At 74.6% G+C, this 17,776-nt stretch carries 16 protein-coding genes and 1 pseudogene; 4 read left to right on the top strand and 13 right to left on the bottom strand.

Annotated features, from left to right (window positions below; genetic code table 11):
- Positions 1-17: 17 nt before the first annotated feature.
- Positions 18-824 (top strand): maleylpyruvate isomerase family mycothiol-dependent enzyme, encoded by an 807-nt coding sequence (locus tag ACFP1Z_RS09685; RefSeq protein ID WP_390315574.1) that lies wholly within the window; start codon positions 18-20, stop codon positions 822-824.
- On the opposite strand, the gene ACFP1Z_RS09690 is transcribed toward ACFP1Z_RS09685, so the two are convergent.
- From ACFP1Z_RS09690 to ACFP1Z_RS09735, 10 genes and pseudogenes are all read right to left on the bottom strand, one after another.
- Positions 802-2,328 (bottom strand): ABC transporter ATP-binding protein, encoded by a 1,527-nt coding sequence (locus ACFP1Z_RS09690; protein ID WP_390315575.1) that lies wholly within the window; start codon positions 2,326-2,328, stop codon positions 802-804. The genes ACFP1Z_RS09685 and ACFP1Z_RS09690 overlap by 23 nt on opposite strands.
- Positions 2,325-3,116 carry an ABC transporter permease gene (locus ACFP1Z_RS09695; RefSeq protein ID WP_390315576.1) on the bottom strand — a complete coding sequence of 264 codons (792 nt, stop codon included), beginning with the start codon at positions 3,114-3,116 and terminating at the stop codon, positions 2,325-2,327. Before ACFP1Z_RS09695 ends, ACFP1Z_RS09690 begins: the two co-directional genes overlap by 4 nt.
- A complete protein-coding gene (locus tag ACFP1Z_RS09700) occupies positions 3,113-4,063 on the bottom strand; it encodes an ABC transporter permease (protein ID WP_390315577.1) in 951 nt (316 codons plus the stop codon). The genes ACFP1Z_RS09695 and ACFP1Z_RS09700 overlap by 4 nt, the downstream gene beginning before the upstream one ends.
- The gene (locus ACFP1Z_RS09705) at positions 4,060-5,607 is read right to left on the bottom strand and encodes an ABC transporter substrate-binding protein (RefSeq protein WP_390315578.1); all 1,548 of its coding nucleotides are present in this window, start codon (positions 5,605-5,607) and stop codon (positions 4,060-4,062) included. The genes ACFP1Z_RS09700 and ACFP1Z_RS09705 overlap by 4 nt, the downstream gene beginning before the upstream one ends.
- Positions 5,608-5,732: 125 nt before the next feature.
- Positions 5,733-6,551: a class I SAM-dependent DNA methyltransferase gene (locus ACFP1Z_RS09710; protein WP_390315579.1), complete on the bottom strand. Its 819-nt coding sequence runs from the start codon at positions 6,549-6,551 to the stop codon at positions 5,733-5,735.
- Positions 6,548-7,846 carry an MFS transporter gene (locus tag ACFP1Z_RS09715; RefSeq protein WP_390315580.1) on the bottom strand — a complete coding sequence of 433 codons (1,299 nt, stop codon included), beginning with the start codon at positions 7,844-7,846 and terminating at the stop codon, positions 6,548-6,550. Before ACFP1Z_RS09715 ends, ACFP1Z_RS09710 begins: the two co-directional genes overlap by 4 nt.
- Positions 7,830-8,981 carry a dipeptide epimerase gene (locus ACFP1Z_RS09720; protein ID WP_390315582.1) on the bottom strand — a complete coding sequence of 384 codons (1,152 nt, stop codon included), beginning with the start codon at positions 8,979-8,981 and terminating at the stop codon, positions 7,830-7,832. Before ACFP1Z_RS09720 ends, ACFP1Z_RS09715 begins: the two co-directional genes overlap by 17 nt.
- 731 nt (positions 8,982-9,712) lie before the next feature.
- Positions 9,713-10,759: pseudogene (locus ACFP1Z_RS09725) on the bottom strand (PLP-dependent cysteine synthase family protein); the annotation flags it as partial.
- Positions 10,756-11,616: a Rossmann-like domain-containing protein gene (locus tag ACFP1Z_RS09730; protein WP_390315583.1), complete on the bottom strand. Its 861-nt coding sequence runs from the start codon at positions 11,614-11,616 to the stop codon at positions 10,756-10,758. The gene ACFP1Z_RS09730 and the pseudogene ACFP1Z_RS09725, both read right to left, overlap by 4 nt.
- Positions 11,613-12,869 carry an ATP-grasp domain-containing protein gene (locus ACFP1Z_RS09735; RefSeq protein ID WP_390315584.1) on the bottom strand — a complete coding sequence of 419 codons (1,257 nt, stop codon included), beginning with the start codon at positions 12,867-12,869 and terminating at the stop codon, positions 11,613-11,615. Before ACFP1Z_RS09735 ends, ACFP1Z_RS09730 begins: the two co-directional genes overlap by 4 nt.
- Positions 12,870-12,997: 128 nt before the next feature.
- Here ACFP1Z_RS09735 and ACFP1Z_RS09740 point away from each other — a divergent pair, with 128 nt between their 5' ends.
- The 3 genes from ACFP1Z_RS09740 (at position 12,998) to ACFP1Z_RS09750 (ending at position 16,025) form a co-directional block, all read left to right on the top strand.
- The gene (locus ACFP1Z_RS09740; RefSeq protein ID WP_390315585.1) at positions 12,998-14,347 is read left to right on the top strand and encodes an alpha/beta fold hydrolase; all 1,350 of its coding nucleotides are present in this window, start codon (positions 12,998-13,000) and stop codon (positions 14,345-14,347) included.
- Positions 14,233-14,490 (top strand): alpha/beta hydrolase, encoded by a 258-nt coding sequence (locus ACFP1Z_RS09745; RefSeq protein ID WP_390315900.1) that lies wholly within the window; start codon positions 14,233-14,235, stop codon positions 14,488-14,490. Before ACFP1Z_RS09740 ends, ACFP1Z_RS09745 begins: the two co-directional genes overlap by 115 nt.
- Before the next feature lie 86 nt (positions 14,491-14,576).
- Positions 14,577-16,025 (top strand): purine-cytosine permease family protein, encoded by a 1,449-nt coding sequence (locus ACFP1Z_RS09750; protein ID WP_390315586.1) that lies wholly within the window; start codon positions 14,577-14,579, stop codon positions 16,023-16,025.
- Here the strand turns inward: ACFP1Z_RS09750 and ACFP1Z_RS09755 are convergent.
- The 3 genes from ACFP1Z_RS09755 to ACFP1Z_RS09765 all read right to left on the bottom strand — a co-directional run bounded on the left by ACFP1Z_RS09755 (position 16,000) and on the right by ACFP1Z_RS09765 (position 17,767).
- Entirely contained in the window at positions 16,000-16,500 is a 501-nt protein-coding gene (locus ACFP1Z_RS09755) for a peptidylprolyl isomerase (RefSeq protein ID WP_390315587.1), read from the bottom strand. The two genes, ACFP1Z_RS09750 and ACFP1Z_RS09755, sit on opposite strands and share 26 nt — an antisense overlap.
- A gap of 115 nt (positions 16,501-16,615) precedes the next feature.
- A complete protein-coding gene (locus ACFP1Z_RS09760; RefSeq protein WP_390315588.1) occupies positions 16,616-17,386 on the bottom strand; it encodes a dienelactone hydrolase family protein in 771 nt (256 codons plus the stop codon).
- A gap of 87 nt (positions 17,387-17,473) precedes the next feature.
- A complete protein-coding gene (locus tag ACFP1Z_RS09765) occupies positions 17,474-17,767 on the bottom strand; it encodes a hypothetical protein (protein WP_390315589.1) in 294 nt (97 codons plus the stop codon).
- Positions 17,768-17,776 lie beyond the last annotated feature (9 nt).

A 17,776-nucleotide genomic window follows, 5' to 3' on the forward strand; every position in this document is an offset into this window, starting at 1 on the left:
CGTGGCACAGTGCCGCCATGGACTTCCTCTCCGCGTTCCGGCGCGAGACCCAGGCGTTCGAGGCCGGCCTGCGGCAGGCCCTCGACGTGGAGACGGCCCCGCCGGTGCCGTCGTGTCCCGGCTGGTCGCTCTCCGATCTGGCGGGGCATCTCGGCGGCGTGCACCGTTTCGTCGCCCGCATCCTCCGGGACCGCCTCCAGGAGATGCCGGACATCTCCGATCTGTCGCTCTACGAGCTGCCGGCCGATCTCGACGGCTGGCCACGCCCGGAGAACGCGCCGAACCTCGGCCCGGTGCCCAAGGCCCTCGTCGACTGGTTCACGGACGGGGCCGCCGCTCTGGAAGCGCGGTTCCGCAACACCCCGCCGGACACCCCCGTCTGGACGTGGGCCCCGGAGCGGACCGCCGCGTTCTGGCTGCGCATCCAGGCCATCGAGGCCGCCGTGCACCGCTGGGACGCGCAGGGCGCGTTCGGCACCCCGCAGCCCGTCGACACGGATCTCGCGGTCGACGCGATCAGCCACAACTTCACGGTGATGGCCCCGTTCCGGCGTGCCCGCCGACAGGCCCCGCCGGGGGCCGGCGAGCGGTACGGGTTCCGGCGGACGGACGGCGCGGGCCGGTGGACGGTGACCTTCGAGGACGATGCCGTCCGGCTCGGCGAAGGGGCAGGGGAAGGGGAAGGGGAAGCCGATACCGAACTCGCCGGTACGGCCTCGGACTTGCTGCTGTTCCTGTGGCACCGCCTTCCCGCGGAACAGCTCGACGTGTCCGGCGACCAGGCCGTGCTGGACCGCTACTTCACCCTCGTCCCTCCCCTGTAGAGGCGTACGCATCGGCGAGAGCCCTGGTGAACGGGTGCGCCGGTGCGGCCAGGACCCTGGCGGCCGGGCCCTGTTCGACGATCGTGCCGCCGTCCAGGACCGCGATCCGGTCGGCGAGCCACGCCGCATCCGGGTCGTGGGTGATCAGGACGAGGGCGGGGCCGCCGGGCCCGGCGGCCAGATCGGTGAGGAGGCGCAGGACGCGGCGGCGGGTGGGCGCGTCGAGTCCTGAGGTGATCTCGTCGCAGAGCAGGACGCGCGGCCGCGCGAGCAGGGCCCGGGCCAGCGCGGCACGTTGGAGTTCGCCGCCGGACAGGGCCCCGGGGCGGCGGCGTACGAGCGTCTCGGGCAGTCCGGCCCGCGCCAGGAGCTCCAGGGCCTCCTCGCGGGCCCGCTCCGGTGCGGTGCCGCGCAGGCGGACGGCCGTACGGGCCACCTGGTCCAGGACCGGCCGGTGTTCGTCGAAGGCGGCGCGGGCGTCCTGGAACACGTACTGCACGGCCGCCAGCCGCTCCCGGTCCCGGTGGCGCACGCTGGGCGGGAGCGGCCGGCCGTCCAGGGTGACCGTGCCGCCGTAGCGGGAGTGGAGTCCGGACAGGCAGCGGGCCAGGGTGGTCTTGCCGCTGCCCGAGCGCCCGACGAGCGCGAGCCGCTCCCCCGCCCGTACCTCCAGGTCCGCGTCGCGCAGCACGGGCGGCGCGCCACGGTGGTACGCGGTCAGGCCGTGCGCCCGCAGGACCACCGGGCCCGGCTCGGCACGCGCTCCGCGCGTCTCCGCCCGCTCCGCGTCGAGGAGTTCGCGGGTCCCCGGGTGCCGGGGGCGCGCCCACAGCTCGTCCGGCGGCCCGGACTCGACGACGCGTCCGGCGCGCAGGACCACGACCTCGTCGGCGAGCGCGCGCACGACGGCGAGGTCGTGGCTGAGGAGGACGACGGCGATGCCCTGCCGGGCGAGGGCGGCCAGTTCCCCGGCGACCCGCTGCTTGATGAGCACGTCCAGGCCGGTGGTGGGCTCGTCGGCCACGACGACGCGGGTGCCGAGCAGCAGGGCCTGGGCGAGGACGAGGCGCTGCTGCTGGCCGCCGGACAGCTGGTGGGGGTAGCGGGACAGCGCGCTCGTGGCGTCGGGGAGTTGGGCGGCGGCCAGGGCCGCCCGTACGCGTTCGTCCACGGCCGCGCGGCGTCGCGCGCGGGGCAGGTCGCGTACCTGCCGGCGGGCGATGTCGCGCAGCAGCGCGCCCGCGCGGCGGGCCGGGTTGAGGACAGAGGCGGGGTGCTGCGGTACGTATCCGACCGGCCCCCGCGGTACGCGCACCTCGCCCGACACCCGGGCGTCCGGCGGGAGTTCGCCGAGCAGGGCCCGGCCGGTGGTCGTCTTGCCACTGCCGGAGGGGCCGACGAGGGCGGTGACGCGGCCGGGGAGTGCGGTGAGGTCCACTCCGTCGAGTACGGTCCGTCCGCCGATCGAGACGCGCAGCGCGCGCACGCGTACCGCGTCGGTCACTTGGGGTGGTCCTTTCTGTCGAGTGCGGCGTCGCACAGGAGGTTCGTGCCGACGGACAGGCCCAGGACCAGCAGCGCGGGCACGACGACGGCCCACGGTTGCAGGAAGAGGCCGGGCCGGTTGCGGTCGACCATCACCGCCCAGTCGGCGGCGTCCGGAGCGGCGCCCACGCCGAGGAACGCGGCCGTGGCGACGAGGTAGAGCACGCCGGTGAGCCGGATGCCGAGGTCGGCGGCGAGCGTACGGGCCGTGCAGCGCGTCACGTAGCCGACGGCGATCCGCCACCAGGACTCGCCCTGGGTGCGCAGGGCTTCCACCACCGGGCGGGAGGCCGCCTCGGTGGCGCTCGCACGGACGGTGCGGGCCGCGTCGGGGACGGTCACGAGCGCCGCCAGCAGCGTCAGCCCCGCTCTGCCCGGCGGGTGGACGGAGGCCACCAGCAGGATCAGCAGCAGGGAGGGCACGGCCAGCAGGACGTCCAGTGGACGCGTCAGCGTCTCCTCCAGCCAGGTGCGGTGGGTGAGCGCGGCCGCGAGGCCCAGCGGGAGGGCGACGGCGTAGGCGAGGGCGGTGGCGGCGAGCGCGACGGTGACGACGGACTGCCCGCCGAGCAGGACCTGACGCCAGACGTCGCGGCCCGCGAAGTCGGTGCCGAGCCAGTGCCCTTCGCCGCCGGTGAAGGACGTGCCGCGCGGGCCCGCGTCTCCCGCGAGCCACGGACCGGCCAGGGCGAGGAGGAGCGGGATCCCGGCGAGCAGTGCCCCCGGCAGGTAGCGTGCCTTGCTCATGCGGCCGCTTCCGCGCGCGGGGCGAGACGGTACGCGACCGCGTCCGCGCCCAGGTTGAGGACGACGGCGGTCAGCCCGAAGAGCAGCGCGAGACCCTGCACCACGGGCAGGTCGCGGGCGGCGACCGCGTTCACGAGGACCGTGCCGAGGCCGGGCACCGCGAACAGCGCCTCGACGACGACCACTCCGCACAGCAGCCAGTCGACGGTACGGGCGAGGTGCTGCGCGGCGGGCGCGAGCGCGTTGGGCAGGGCGTGCGCGAAGCGGACGCGTGCGGGCGGCAGTCCGCAGCGGCGGGCGTGGACGGACCAGGGCGCGGCGAGCGCGTCGGCCATTCCGGCGCGGACGAGCCGGCCGAGCGAGCACACCGGGCGGGCCAGCAGGACGAGGACGGGCAGGACGAGCACGGCCGGCCGCGCGAGGAGGTTGTCGACACCGACGGCCGTCGGGGGCAGCAGCGGCAGCCACAGCGCGAGGACGGCCGTGAGCAGTACGCCGAGGACGAACTCCGGTACGGCGTACACCCCGAGGGCCGCCGTGCTCAGCAGCCGGTCGAGGAGGCCGCCCGCGCGGTGGGCCGCGAGGACGCCGAGTCCGACCCCGGCGGGCACGAGCAGCGTCACCGTGAGCACGGCCAGCGTCAGCGTGGGCGGGAACGCCTCGGCGAGGAGGCCGGCGACGGGGCGGCCGGAGGCCAGGGAGGTGCCGAGGTCGCCGTGGAGCAGTCCGGCCGCCCACTGCGCGAGCCGTTCGTGGACGGGCCGGTCCAGGTGCAGGGCCTGGCGGATCGCCGCGATACGGGCCGGGTCCGGGTCGTCGCCCGCGAGCGCGACCGCCGCGTCGCCCGGCAGGGCCTCGGTGAGCGCGAGGACGAGGACGACGACGGCGGCGGTCTGCGCGAGGCCGGTGAGGAGCCGGCGCAGGATCCAGGGCCGGAAGGAGGTCATGCGAGCCACACGGTGTCGAAGCGGGCCCAGTCCAGGGTGTTGGCGGGCGCGTCCGTGGCGACGCCGCGCACGCGCGGGGAGGTTCCGACGATCCAGTCGGCGAACCCCCAGACGAGGAAGCCGCCTTCGGTGTGGAGCTGCCGCTGCATGCGCTCGTACAGCGCGGAGCGCCCGGCGGTGTCCTTGGTGGACTGCATCTGCTGGTAGAGGGCGTCGAAGTCCTTGCGCCGCCAGTGGGTGGCATTGGTGGTGGAGCCGCTGAGCAGGCGCTGGGAGATGTGGGCCTCGATGGGCATGGCGCCGGAGCGGTAGCCGGCGAGGGTGCCGGAGTCGAGGATGTCCTTCCAGTAACTGTCCTTGTTGCCGGTGCGGATGTCGATGGTCACGCCCGCCCTGGCCGCCTGGTCGCGGAAGATACCGGCGGCCTCGACGAAGCCGGGGGCGACGGGAGAGGTGTCGAGGGTGACGCGCAGTCCTTCAGCCCCGGCCGCCTTCAGGAGAGTCCGGGCCCGGTCGAGGTCCTGCCGGCGCTGCGGGATGTCGTCGGCGTAGTACTCGTATCCCTTGCCGAACAGGTCGTTGCCGACGGTACCGGCGCCGGAGAGGGCTCCCTTGACGAGTTCCTCGCGGTCGGCGATGAGGAAGAACGCCTGGCGGACGCGCGGGTCGTCGAAGGGCGGCCGGTCCGTCTTCATCACGAAGCCCTGCATGGCGCTGTTGCGCAGCCGGACGATCGTGACGCGTCCGCCGTGTTCGTGGGCGCGAGCGGTACTGGGGCTCAGCTCGTGCGCGTAGTCGACCTGTCCGGCGAGCAGGGCGTTGAGCCGTGCCGACTCCTCGTCGGCCACGACGATGTCGAGCGCGTCGAGATGCGGGGCCCCGTCCCAGTAGGCGTCGTTGCGGGTGAAGCGCGCGCTGCGGCCCGGCGTGAAGGAGACGAAACGGAACGGGCCGGAGCCGACGGGTTTGTCGAAGCGATCGGTTCCGTCGGGGACGATGTACGCGCCGAACGCGGCGAGCACGTTGGGAAATTCGGCGGTCGGCCGCTTGAGCCGGAACTCCACGGTCCGGGGGCCGGTGGCGCGGCTCGCTTCCAGGTCGACGGGCTCCAGGGAGGCTTTCGCGCGGTAGGCCTTCTTCGGGTCGGTGATGCGGCGGTAGCTGTAGAGGATGTCGGCGGCGCTCACGGGCCTGCCGTCGTGGAACTCGGCCTCGCGCAGGGTCACGGTCCAGCGGTCGAGCGCGTCGTTCGGCTCCCAGCGTTCGGCGAGACGGGGGCGGGCGGTCATGTCGGAGCCGTAGTCGGCGAGTTTGTCGTAGAGCGCCTTGGCACGGGCGGCGTCGGCGAACAGATTGCTCAGGTGCGGGTCGAGCGTCTCGGCGGCCCCACCACCGGCGAAGGCGGCACGGAGGTGACCGCCACGTTTCGGCTGGCCGCCGGATGAACCAGGTGCGGATGCGGGTGAGTTGGAGCAGCCGGGGAGGGCGAGGGAGGCGGTGAGGGCGGCGGTGGCGGTGAGGAGGGTGCGGCGGGTTGGGTGCATGGGGGGCTCCTTGAAATTCAGCCTGTCCGGCGTTTGAGGACGAGCGGCGCAGCCGCGACACGGGGTCTGGGGCGGAGCCCCAGTTGTGGGAAGGGGCGGGTAGGGGAAAGACACCCCGTCACGGCCTAACCCGCACCCACCAGCCGCGCGACCACATGCAACCGATCCCCGTCCGCCACCGCCCCACCCGAAGGCATCCCCTCCCGCCACACCGGCTCCGTCCGCGGCCCCGGCCCGTCATGCAGCAACAGCACCCCGAAGCCATGCGCGGCCAGCGCATACCGCAACTCCTGCGGGAACAGCAGCCGCCACGCGGAGTGCTGTTCGACCGGCGCGGAGCCGTCGTCCGCCGTCCAGACACGGCGACGGCACAACAACTGCGCGGCACGGTCCACGCGGAGCGTGGTCATGGCCGTGTACGTGGTGTCCCGCCAGGTGAAGCGGCTCCACGCGGGAGCGTCCAGCAGGCGCGTCCTGCCCAGGAAGTAGGCCCCGTTGCGCATTTCCGCGACGAGCAGTCCTCCTGGCCGCAGCGCCCGCCGGCAGGAGGCGAGCATGCCGTCGAGTTCCGGGTTGGTGTGGCAGTACAGCAGGGAGCTGTCGAGGCAGACGACCGCGTCGAAGGTGTTCTCGCCGAGGTCGAAGCCGCGCAGGTCGGCGTGGACGTAGTGGGGTCCGGGGTGGTGGGTGCGGGCGTGGGTGAGCATGGGTTCGGAGGTGTCGGCGCCGGTGACGGTCCGGCCGGCGCGGTGCAGCCAGGCGGCGTCGCGGCCGGTGCCGCAGCCGAGGTCGAGGACGCGCGGTCCGGCGCCGTGGGCGCGCAGGAGGTCCTCGGTCCAGCGGGCCGCCAGCCGGACGGGGTCGGGGAAGCGGGCCTCGTAGAGCTCGGGGTGGTCGGTGAGGAGGTTGCCGTGGTCGGGGACGGGTTCGCGGGTGTGGGTCATCGGGGCTCTCGCTGGGGGGAGTTCGCGGGGGTACGGGCCGGGGGTGCCGCTGCGGTGCCGGCGGGCTCGGGCAGGGCGTGGCGCCGGTGCAGGTGGGCGACGCCGGCGGCCGAGGCGAGGCCGAGCGCGGCCGCGCAGGCCCAGGGCAGCCATTGGGTGCCGCCGTGGGCGCCGGTGTCCATGGCCCAGCCGACGGCCGTGTTCCCGGCGGCGGAGGCGAGGCCGGAGACGACGTAGAAGATCCCGAAGCAGGTGCCGGTGAGTTCGGGGCGGGCGAAGGCGGGGACGAGTTCCATGACGAAGGGCTGGGCCGCCATGACGCCGAGGGACAGCAGCAGTGCTCCGGCGAGTACGGGCAGGACGGCGAGGGCGGCCGTGCCCCAGCCGCGCCCTGATCCGTCGACTGCCGTCGTGGCCATGGGTGGCAGGAATCCGAGGCCCATCAGTGCGAGGCCGACGGCGATCCATTCGGGCCGGCTGCGCCGCCGCTTCAGGGCGCGGGTGACGCGCAGTTGGAGCGCGAGGTTGGCGAGGGTGACGGTGAGGAGGACGAGTCCGGGGGCGCCCTGCCAGCCGGTGGCGCGGCGTGCCCCGTCGGGCAGCAGCAGGTAGAGCTGGTTCTCCAGGGTGAACATGCCGACCATGGCGAGGGAGAACGCCAGAAAGGCGCGGTTGGCGAGGACTTCGCGCCAGTCGGCGAGGACGCTGCCTCCGGTGGGGGCGACGTCGCGGGCGGGCAGGACGGCGGCCTGGGCGAGCGTGAGCACGGCGAAGATCGCGGCGGCGGTGAGCGCGGAGAGCCGGAAGTCGACGAGCAGCAGGGCGCTGCCGAGGAGCGGGCCGACGAGGGCGCCGGTCGTGGCGAAGACGTTGAACAGCGCGAACGCCTCGGCCTTGCGCTCCCCCGCCTCCTGGGCGAGGTAGGCGCGCACGGCCGGGTTGAACAGGGCGCCGGCGAGGCCGCTGAGGACCGAGGCGCCCAGCAGGACGGGCAGGTTGTCGCCGAGGGCGAACAGGGCGAAGCCGACGGTGCGCAGGGCGCAGCCCGTGATGATGACGCCGCGTGCCCCGAGCCGGTCGGCGGCCGAGCCGCCGAGCAGGAACAGGCCTTGCTGGCTGAGGTTGCGTACGCCCAGCACGATGCCGATGACGGCGGCGGACATGCCGAGGTCCTGGCCGAGGTGGGTGGCGAGGTAGGGGATCAGGAGGTAGAAGCCGGTGTTGACGCCGAGCTGGTTGACCAGCAGGAGGCGGATCGCGAGCGGGTAGCCGCGTATCTCACGCCAAGTCCGCACGGTGGTCCTTTCCTTGGGTCGGTACGGGCGCGGGGTCGGGGGCGGGAGCGGGGGCGGCGCCGGGGGCGTACGGGCGGGCGAGCGGTGACGCGGAGGCGAGGGCGGGGCGCAGGCCCAGGCCGGGGCGGCCGGAGACGCGGACGGTGCCGTCGGTGCCGCCGATGCCCTGCCAGGGGTCGTGCGCGAGCAGCAGGTGTCCGTCGAGGTCGAGCCAGCGGGCGCGGTCGGCGAGGTGCACGGCGGGGGCGATGCCGAGCGAACTGGCCGTCAGACACCCGAGCATGAGGTCCGTGCCGCTGCCGGTGAGCAGTCGCGCGATGCGCAGGGCGGCGTGGGCGCCGCCGCACTTGGCGAGTTTGACGTTCACGCCGTGGACGCGGCCGGCGAGGCGGCGCACGTCGTCGATGCCGACGGCGTCCTCGTCGGCGATGACCGGCAGCGGTGCGGTGCGCGCGAGGCGGGCGAGGGCGTCCGGGTCGCCGGGGGCGATGGGCTGTTCGACGGCTTCGACGCCGATGTCCCGGAACCGGGGCAGGAGTCGGCGGGCCTCGTGAGGGGTCCAGGCGCCGTTGGGGTCGAGCAGCAGCCGGGCGCGGGGGGCGGCGTCGCGTACGGCCCGGACGCGGTCGAGGTCGTCCTGGGGGTCGGGTGTACCTGCCTTGATCTTCACGGTGGTGAAGCCGAGTTCGGCCAGGCGGCGGGCGTGGGCGGCGGCCTGCCGGGGTGAGGTGATGCCGATGGTGCGGGCGGTGGCGGCGGCCGGGGGTGTGGCGGTGCCGAGGAGTCGGTGGGCGGGGGTTCCGGTGTGTTTGCCGGCGAGGTCGAGGAGGGCGGCGTCGACGGCGGCGGTGATCGCGGGGACGGTGTCGGCGGGCAGGAGTTCCCCGGCGCGGGCGGCGTCGAGGGCGCTCTCGGGGGTGGCGAACCGGCCGAGTTCGAGGGCGGCGCGGCGCAGCAGCCGGTGCGCGGTCGCGGCGTCGAGCCCGTAGTAGGCGCTGGTGACGGCCTCGCCGTGGCCCCGGGCGCCGTCGTGCTCGACGGACAGCCACACGGCGTCGCGGGCGGCCATGACGGAGCGCGAGATCCGCAACGGCTCGGCGAGCCGCAGTCGCGCGGTGCGCAGGGTGGTTCTCACCGGTGACCTCCTGGAGGCGGTACGGGTCGCGGGCCGCGGGCGGGGGCACGACGGGCACCGGGGTGCGGGTGCCCGCTGCGCGGGCCGGGGTCGTGCGGTTCCCCGGCCCGCGGCCGGTCGCCAGCCGGACGTGACGCGGGCACACCACGCGGGCCCTCGCCCGCTCCGGCGAACTCCGCCTCAGCGGCGGACGGTTGCCCGGCAGCGTCACGCACAACCCCCGCCCCCGGCACCGCCACCCCACGCGGGCCCTCGCCCGCACCGGCGAACTCCTCCCCGTCACCAGGCCGTTGCCCGGCCGGGCCACGCAAGCGCTCCGGGTCCCACCGTGGCCCGCACACGGCCCCCGCCGTACCGGCACCCCGTACCGCGGCGCCACCGGCACTCGGCTGATCCGGCGTCGGCGCACCGCGCGGGCCGTCACTCACCCCGACGGGCTCCGCCTCGGCGGCGGGCTGCTGCCCGGCCGGGCCATGCAGGGGCACTGGCCCCGGCACCGACACCCCACGCGGGCCCTCGCCCGCCCCGGCGGCCGACGGTTGCCCGGCAGCGTCACGCACAACCCCCGCCCCCGGCACCGACACCCCACGCGGGCCCTCGCCCGCCCCGGCGAACTCCTCCCCGTTACCGGACCGTTGTCCGGCGGGGCCACGCTGGGGCACCGGGTCCCGCCGCGGCCCCCACACGGCCCCCGCCGTACCGGCGCCCCGTGCCGCCGCCCCGTCGGCGTTCAGCGGGTCCATGACCCGGGCGCAGCGGGTCCAGCCCGTGGCCTCCGCCGCGCGTGGGTGCGGGATTTCTTGCGGGGTTGTGCGGGGCGGGGTGTGGTGCAGGCCGTGGTGGGCGGTCCAGGTGTCGTCGTAGAGCGTGCCCAGGTAGCGGTGCGGGCCGTCGGGGAAGATCGTGGCGACCGTCGCTCGGGGGTGGGTGCGGGCGGCCCACGCGGCGACGAGGGCGACGGCGCCCGTGCTCCAGCCGCCGGTGACGTAGTCGGTGCGGGCGAGCCGGCGGCAGGCGTCGGCGGCCTCGGCGGCGCCGACCCAGTGGACTTCGTCGAAGGCGTCGTGGGCGACGTTGCGCGGGTGGATGCTGCTGCCGAGGCCGCGCATGAGCCGGGGTCGCGCGGGCTGGCCGAAGATCGTCGAGCCGGTGGCGTCGACGCCGACGAGCCGCATCCCGGGCCAGCGGCGGCGCAGCGGGCCGGCGAGTCCGGCGCTGTGTCCGCCCGTACCGACGCTGCACACGAGCACGTCGACGCGGTCGAGCCCGTCGGCGAGTTCGGCGGCCAGGGAGGCGTAGCCGGCCACGTTGTCGGGGTTGTTGTACTGGTCGGGCCAGTACGCGCCGGGGTGCGCGGCGAGGATCTCGCGCAGCCGGGTCAGGCGGGCGGCCTGCCAGCCGCCCTCGGCGGCGGGCCGGTCGACGAGTTCGAGGCGGACGCCGTGGGCGCGCAGCAACGCCCGCATGGAGGTTTCGAGTTCGCTGTCGCCGACGAGGACGACGGGGTGGCCGAGGGCCTGCCCCGCGAAGGCGAGGCCGAGGCCGAGGGTGCCGGAGGTGGACTCGACGACGGTCGCGCCGGGGCGGAGTTCGCCGCGGCGGGCGGCACCCCGGAGCATGGCGACGGCGGCGCGGGCCTTCATCCCGCCGGCGCCGAGCCCTTCGAGCTTGGCCCAGAATCCCGGGTGCGGCAGGGGCAGTTCGGCGGTGATCCGGGCCAGCGGGGTGCGGCCGAGGAGGCGCAGGAGGTGGGGGTTGGGGCGGGGTGCGCGGGTCATCGGGCACCGCCCGGGCGGTGGAGGTAGCGGTGGACGACGCCGGGGCCGCCGTCGAGCCAGAAGAACGGGTACGGTTCGGCGCACACCGCGTCGACACCGGAGCCGAGCAGCCGGGGCAGGATCGCGCTGCCGGTCTGCGCGAACATCACGAGGCGGGTGCCGGTGCGGGCGGCGTGGGCGCGCAGTGGTTCGAAGGTGCCGTTGGCGAGGGTCATGCCGGAGGCCAGTACGGCGTCGCAGCGCCCGAGTTCGGCGTGGGCGTCGGTGCGGATGGTCTCGCCCCACTCGGTGGTGCCGCCCTTGAGGTCGCAGGGGATGCAGTGGTTGCCGCGCTCGCGGAGGGCTTCGAGGAGGGAGTTGACGACGCCGATGACGAGGACGCGCTCGCCGGGCGCGGCCCGCAGCAGGTCGGCCACGGCGCGGGCGCGGGCCCGTGACTTGCGCAGGGAGTCCCCGGCGGGCAGCGGCCAGGGGCTCGCTCCGTGGGTGGTGCTGTGCGGGGCGGTGTGCATGAGGTAGGCGTCGAGCGCGGCGATACGGATGGGGAGGACCGGGTGCCGCAGCAGCGTGGCGACGTCGGCGCCGGCGCACTGCTCGGCGGTCCGGGCGGGGAGGGTGCCGGGTTCGACGGCGCAGGAGCCGACGGCGGCGCCGACGCGGAGGCTGAGCACCTCGTTGCGGTAGCCGCCGCGGCGGCCGGTGTGGTGTACGGCCTGGCTGGTGGTGAAGGCGACGGAGGCGCGCAGGGTGTGCGGCGCGGGCCCGTACTGGCCGTCGTGGACGCGCTGTTGGAGGTCGGCGAGGGAGACGGCGCGGGGCGGGCGGTGCACGGCGGGGGCCGGTGTCGCGGGGGTCACCGGGTCACCATCCGGGGGCGCAGGCCGGCGAGGATGTCCTCGGCGCGGCGGCGGGCGCCAGGGCCGTCGGGGTCGGCGGTCATGACGTGGCCGAGGTAGTCGTTGTTGCTGCCGGAGGCCCGTACGGCGGTGCCGGGCCGGCTGAACTGTGCTTCGAGGACGCCGGGTTGTCCGTCGAGTCCGGTGGTGCCGTCGACGCGGTCGAGGATGCCGGGGGTCTCGGGGAGCAGGAAGCCGATGGCGGCGCTGCGCAGTCCGGTGGTCCTGGCGGTGAGGTCGGGGGCGCGGCCGAGGGCGAGGTCGACGCAGGCGGCGGCGAGGTCGACGCCGGTGACGTGGCGGACGAGTTCGGTGATGCGGTTGCCGGCGGGGCGCGGGTTGACCTCGACGACGCGCGGCCCGTCGGGGGTGAGCTTGATCTCGGTGTGGGCGACGGCGTTGTCGAGGCCGAGGGCCTCCAGGGCGCGTACGGCCGTCGTGGTGGCGGCTTCGCGCTGCGCGGCGTCGAGGGCGGCCGGGAACATATGGCCCGTCTCGACGAACGCGGGGGCGCCGCCGACGCTCTTGTCAGTGACGCCGACGACATGGGTGGTGCCGGCGAACGTGACGGTCTCGACGCTGACTTCGGGTCCGTGCAGGACTTCTTCGAGCAGGACGCGCGGGTCGCGGCGCTGGCCGCGCGCGTTGACGGGGAAGCCGGCGAGGGCGCGGTGCGCTGCGGCGAGTTCGTTCTCGTCGGCGACGGCCCGTACGTACATCCCGGCGCACAGGTCGACCGGTTTGAGGACGAGCGGGAAGCCGAGTTCGCGGGCGGCCTCGGTGGCGGAGGCCAGGTCGGCGCGGACGGCGAAGCGGGGGCCGGGCAGTCCGGCCGCGTCGAGGACGCGGCGGGTGGCGTCCTTGCGGCAGGCATCGGTGACGGCGCGGACCGGGGGGCCGGGCAGGCCGAGGCGGGCGGCGACGCGGGCGGCGGTGGGCAGGTAGTAGTCGCAGGAGGTCAGCACGCCGTCGAAGCGCAGGGCGCGGTGCAGTTCCGCGATGTGCGGCAGGAGGGTGTCGGGGTCGTTGGTGTCGGCGGTGAGGACGCCGCGGGCGGCGAGCAGCGGGTGGTCGGTGCCTTCGGGGGCGGAGCGCAGGTAGTGGTGGAGATCACGGGTGAGGAAGGTGAATTCGTGGCCCTGGTCGCGGATGGCGCTGGGCAGCAGCCTGCTCATCGATCCGACCCAGCTCTCGATCATCAGCAAATGTCCCACGGGTCTCCTCGTTTCGACGATCGGTTCGGTGGTCGCGGCGGTTGACCGTGCACAGACACTAATCGATAATGATTTTCATTGCCAATTGAGCAGCTGAGCCGCCCCTGCCCGCGACCGATTGCGAACCCATGCGCCCTCCCCTCCTCCGCCCCGCCGCCGCGCTGTGCGCCCTGGCCGCCGTGGCCGCCTCCCTCGCGGCCGCGCCGCCGCCGGCGTCCGCGACCCCGCCGGCCCCCGCCTTCGGCCCCTGCCCCGCGTCCGTACCGGCGCCGCCCGCGCCCGACCGCGTCGAGTGCGCGACCGTCACCGTCCCCCTCGACCACGCCGACCCCCACGGCCCGAAGCTGGACATCGCCGTCTCGCGCGTCCCCGCGAGCGGCACCCCCGCCGAGCGCCGCGGGATCCTCCTCGTCGACCCCGGCGGCCCCGGCGGGCCGGGCCTGGCCTACGCGGTCACCAAGCGCGCCAGACTGCCCGAGCGCGTCCGGCGCGCGTACGACGTCATCGGCTTCGACCCGCGCGGCACCGGCCGCAGCGCCCCCGCCGACTGCGGGGCGATGGGCGGGCTGTTCGCCGCGCCCGCCGCCGATCCCGTGCCCCACGGCCGGGCAGCCGAGCGCGCGCACCTCGCCGGGCTGCGCCGGCTCGCCGACGACTGCGCGCGCGGCGTCGGCGAGGCCGTCCTCCCCCACCTCTCGACCGGGGCCACGGCCCGCGACATGGACGCGATCCGCGCCGCGCTCGGCACGCCGCGCCTGACCTTCCTCGGTGTCTCGTACGGCAGTTACCTGGGCGCGGCCTACGCGGCGCTGTTCCCCCACCGCACCGGGGCGATGGTGCTCGACAGCGTCGTCGGCCCCGGCGACTGGTACGACTTCGACCTCCGGCAGGCCCGCGCCCTGCTGCGGCAGCGCTCCACCCTGTTCCGGTGGCTGGCCGCGCACGACGAACGGTTCGGTCTCGGCCGTACCGCGGGCGGAGTGCGGGCAGCGTACGAGCGGGTACGGGCCGGGCTCGCCGTACGGCCCGTCGAGGGCGTCGGCGCCGCGGAGTTCGACCGGTCCGTCTACCGGGCCCTCGGCCGCACCGAGCGCTGGGCGCCCCTCGGTGACGGTCTGCGCACGTACCTGCGCGACGGCACCGTCGACGGGCTGCGGCCCGCCGCCCCCTTCGACGGCCCGGACTCGCGCACGTACGAGGCCGCGAACCGCACCGTCAAGTGCGCGGACGGGCCCGGCCCCACGCCGTCACGCGTCACCGCCGACCTGCGCCGGCTGCGGCGCCTCGACCCGCTGCCCGTCGTCACCGGCATCGAGGTTCGGCCTGCGCGTTCTGGCACCACCGCCCCACGCACCGCACTCCCCTGGGCGGCCCGGACACACCGCCGGTACTCCTCGTGGCGTCCGCCCACGACCCCGTCACACCCGTCGAGGGCGCCCGGCGCCTGCGCGAACTCCTCCCCGGCTCACGGCTGGTGACGCTCGACGACGACTACTCGCACGGCGTGTTCGCCAGCCGGGGCAACGCGTGCGTGGACGGAACGGTCGCGGCGTACCTGGTGGACGGGGCGGTGCCGGGGACGGACGTACGGTGCCCGGGGCCGGGACTGCCCAAGCCGTGAACGGCGCGCACGGGACCCACGGCGTGAACGCGCCCCTCCAACCAGCCTATTGACGCCGGTTTTTCCCGCATGCGAGATTCTGCGCCGTGGAGCAGCGCACGATCGAGGTCGTCCCCGACGCGGAACGCCACGGCACGCCGGGCAGCCAGTTCACGCTGTGGTTCGGCGCGAGCATGCAGATCACGGCGATCGTCGACGGCGCGCTGGCGGTCGTCTTCGGCGCCGACGCGCTGTGGGCGATCCCCGCGCTGCTCGTCGGCAATGTCGTCGGCGGCGCCGTGATGGCCCTGCACGCGGCGCAGGGCCCGCGCCTCGGCGTCCCGCAAATGCTGGCCAGCCGGGCGCAGTTCGGGGTGCGCGGGGCCGTACTGCCGCTCGTCCTGGTGATCCTGATGTACCTGGGTTTCGCCGCGACCGGCAGTGTGCTGGCGGGGCAGGCCGTGAGCAGAGTGCTGGGCCTGCCGGGCACGGCACCCGGCATCGTCGTCTTCGGGGCGCTGACGGCGGTGGTCGCCGTGACCGGCTACCGGCTGATCCACGCCGTGGGGCGCGTGGCGACCGCCGCCGGGATCGCGGGCCTCGGCTGGCTGCTGATCTCCGTGTTCGTGCGCTACGACGTGCCCGCCCACCTCGGCAACAAGCCCTTCGACGCCGCGAAGTTCCTGCTGGCGGTGTCGCTCGGCGCGGGCTGGCAGCTGACCTTCGGACCGTACGTGGCCGACTACTCCCGCTATCTGCCCCGGACGACCGATGCCCGCGCCGTCTTCCGGGCCACGTTCGCGGGGACCGTCCTCGGCGCGCAGTGGGCGATGACCCTGGGGGCGCTCGTCGCGGCCGTCGCCGGGGACGCGTTCCTCGCCGACCAGGTCGGCTTCGTCGGCCGTCTGGCCGGACCGCCGGCTGCGGCCTTCCTGACGTACCTGGTGGTCGTGACCGGCAAACTGACCGTGAACTGCCTCAACGCGTACGGCGGTTTCATGTCGGTCGTCACGACCGTGACCGCCTTCGACGGCCGCTCCCGGATAGCGCCGCGTGCGCGTGCCGTTGCCATCGTGGCCTTCACGGCGACAGCCGTCGTGATCGCGATCGCGGCGAGCGCGGACTTCCTGGACAACTTCAAGAACTTCGTGCTGCTGCTCCTGATGGTCTTCACCCCGTGGAGCGCGATCAATCTGATCGACTACTACCTGATCTCGCGGGAACACGTCGACGTTCCCGCGCTCTACGACCCCCAGGGCCGGTACGGCCGCTGGAACGCGGCGGCTCTCGTCGGCTACGCCGTCGGCGTCCTCGCCCAAGTCCCCTTCCTGGCACAGAAGCTGTACACGGGACCGCTCACCCGGCAGCTCGGCGGGGCCGACATCTCGTGGCTCGTGGGCCTGGTGGTGACGGGTGTCGTGTACTACGCGTGGGCGGGACGGGACGCCCGGGCGCGTACGGGCGCACGCACCCGCCCCGGCCGGTGTCCACCGGCCGGGGCGGGGCGAGGTGCGGCGGCCGCGGGGCCGGTCAGGCCTCGCGCGCGGCGCTCTTGATGACCACGTCGTCCTTCGGGACGTCCTGGTGGAAGCCGCGCGTACCGGTCTTCACGCCCTTGATGGTGTCGACGACGTTCTGGCCCTCGACGACCTCGCCGAAGACCGCGTAGCCCCAGCCCTGGGGGGACTTCGACGAGAAGTTGAGGAAGTCGTTGTCGTTGACGTTGATGAAGAACTGGGCGGTCGCCGAGTGCGGGTCGTTGGTACGGGCCATGGCAACGCTGTACGCCGTGTTCTTCAGACCGTTGTCGGCCTCGTTCTGGATCGGCGCGTTGGTCTTCTTCTCCTTCATGCCGGGCTCGAAGCCGCCGCCCTGGATCATGAAGCCGGGGATGACCCGGTGGAAGACGGTGTTGTTGTAGTGGCCGGCGTCGACGTACGAGAGGAAGTTCTGAACCGTCTTGGGCGCCTTCTCCTCGTTGAGCGCCAGCACGATGTCACCGTGGTTGGTGGTCAGCCGGACCTTGGTCATGACGTGTACTCCGTGGGTTTGCTGGTGCGCGTTTGCGCACCGTGCGGACACAAGTGGTCACGAGTCTGTCACAGGCGGGTCGGCGGGTGTCCAAGCGGGCGGGGCGTGGCGGGCGTCACCGCCCGGCGGCCAGGGTGCGGCCGAGGAGGTCCAGGAGGCGCTGCCAGTGCCGCTCCTCGGCGGCGGGCTCGTAGGAAGCCGTGTCGGACATGGTGTAGCCGTGGGGCGCGCCGGCGTAGACCTCGGCCGTGAACCGGACCCCGGCGGCACTGAGGGCCTTCTCGAAGGTGTCGATGTTCTCGGCGGTCATGGTGGGGTCGTCGTCGGCGTAGCCGTAGTAGAGCTCCGCCGTGATGCGCGGGGCGAGCAGGTGCGGGCTGTCCGGCCCGTCGGTGACGAGGAACCCGGGGTGGAAACCGGCCGCCGCCGCGACCCGCTGCCCGCCCTCCGCCGCCGTGCGCAGCGCCAGGAACCCGCCCATGCAGTAGCCGGTGACCCCGGCCGGCCCGGTCCGTACCTCCGGCTGCGCGTCGAGGAAGTCGAGGTAGGCGCGGGCGTCCCGGACGATGCGCTCGGGGGTGTGCGCCTGCATCACCGGCCTGATGCGGCCGATGAGCTGCTCCCGGTTCTCCGGCACCTTCAGGTCGGGCAGTTCGAACACGGGCGCCCGGCCGTGCCGGTAGAAGACGTTGGGCGCGAGGACGTAGTAGCCGTGCGAGGCGAGCCGCTCGGCCATCGTCCGGATCACGGGGCGCAGCCCTATGGCATCCATGTACAGCAGAACGGCGGGGAAGGGGCCGTCGCCCTCGGGGTGGGCGACGTAGGCGTCGGCGGTGCCGTCGGGGGTGGGGACGTCCACAGTCCTGAATACGGTGCGGGTCGGCATCTGTTGCTGCTCCCTTGTCCTCGGTCCGTGCACGGGTCCGTGCGGTGACGGGGGACACGCTACGGGGTGCGGGTCCGGGGCCGGCGATCACCTCGTACCGGCGGGCGAGGTCCACTCGTTCACGAGGCGTCGGGCTCGTGAGACGTCCTCGACGAAGACCAGTACCTGGAAGCGCCACCGCCGCCGGGCGGCCGGCTCGCGCCGCCGCCGTGAGCAGGGGGCTGTGGTGGACCGGATCCCGCAGGTGTCGAGGAACTCCCGGATCTCGGCGGCGGCGGCCGCCGTGGCCACGCTCGCGACCGGCATGAGCAGTCCGTACGGATAGGGACGGCGGCATCTCCGCAGCGCCAGTGAACGGATGCTCGCGGTCCAGCCACGCACGCCCACGGT

The sequence above is a fragment of the Streptomyces gamaensis genome (genome assembly GCF_042656465.1).
GTDB classification, from domain to species: Bacteria; Actinomycetota; Actinomycetes; order Streptomycetales; family Streptomycetaceae; genus Streptomyces; species Streptomyces gamaensis.

Excerpts from the sequence above, each read along its gene's own strand:
- ACFP1Z_RS09705 (WP_390315578.1), bottom strand. The coding sequence starts at position 5,607 with ATGCACCCAACCCGCCGCACCCTCCTCACCGCCACCGCCGCCCTCACC.
- ACFP1Z_RS09685 (WP_390315574.1), top strand. The coding sequence starts at position 18 with ATGGACTTCCTCTCCGCGTTCCGGCGCGAGACCCAGGCGTTCGAGGCC.
- ACFP1Z_RS09755 (WP_390315587.1), bottom strand. The coding sequence starts at position 16,500 with ATGACCAAGGTCCGGCTGACCACCAACCACGGTGACATCGTGCTGGCG.
- ACFP1Z_RS09695 (WP_390315576.1), bottom strand. The coding sequence starts at position 3,116 with ATGAGCAAGGCACGCTACCTGCCGGGGGCACTGCTCGCCGGGATCCCG.
- ACFP1Z_RS09710 (WP_390315579.1), bottom strand. The coding sequence starts at position 6,551 with ATGACCCACACCCGCGAACCCGTCCCCGACCACGGCAACCTCCTCACC.
- ACFP1Z_RS09700 (WP_390315577.1), bottom strand. The coding sequence starts at position 4,063 with ATGACCTCCTTCCGGCCCTGGATCCTGCGCCGGCTCCTCACCGGCCTC.
- ACFP1Z_RS09740 (WP_390315585.1), top strand. The coding sequence starts at position 12,998 with ATGCGCCCTCCCCTCCTCCGCCCCGCCGCCGCGCTGTGCGCCCTGGCC.
- ACFP1Z_RS09760 (WP_390315588.1), bottom strand. The coding sequence starts at position 17,386 with ATGCCGACCCGCACCGTATTCAGGACTGTGGACGTCCCCACCCCCGAC.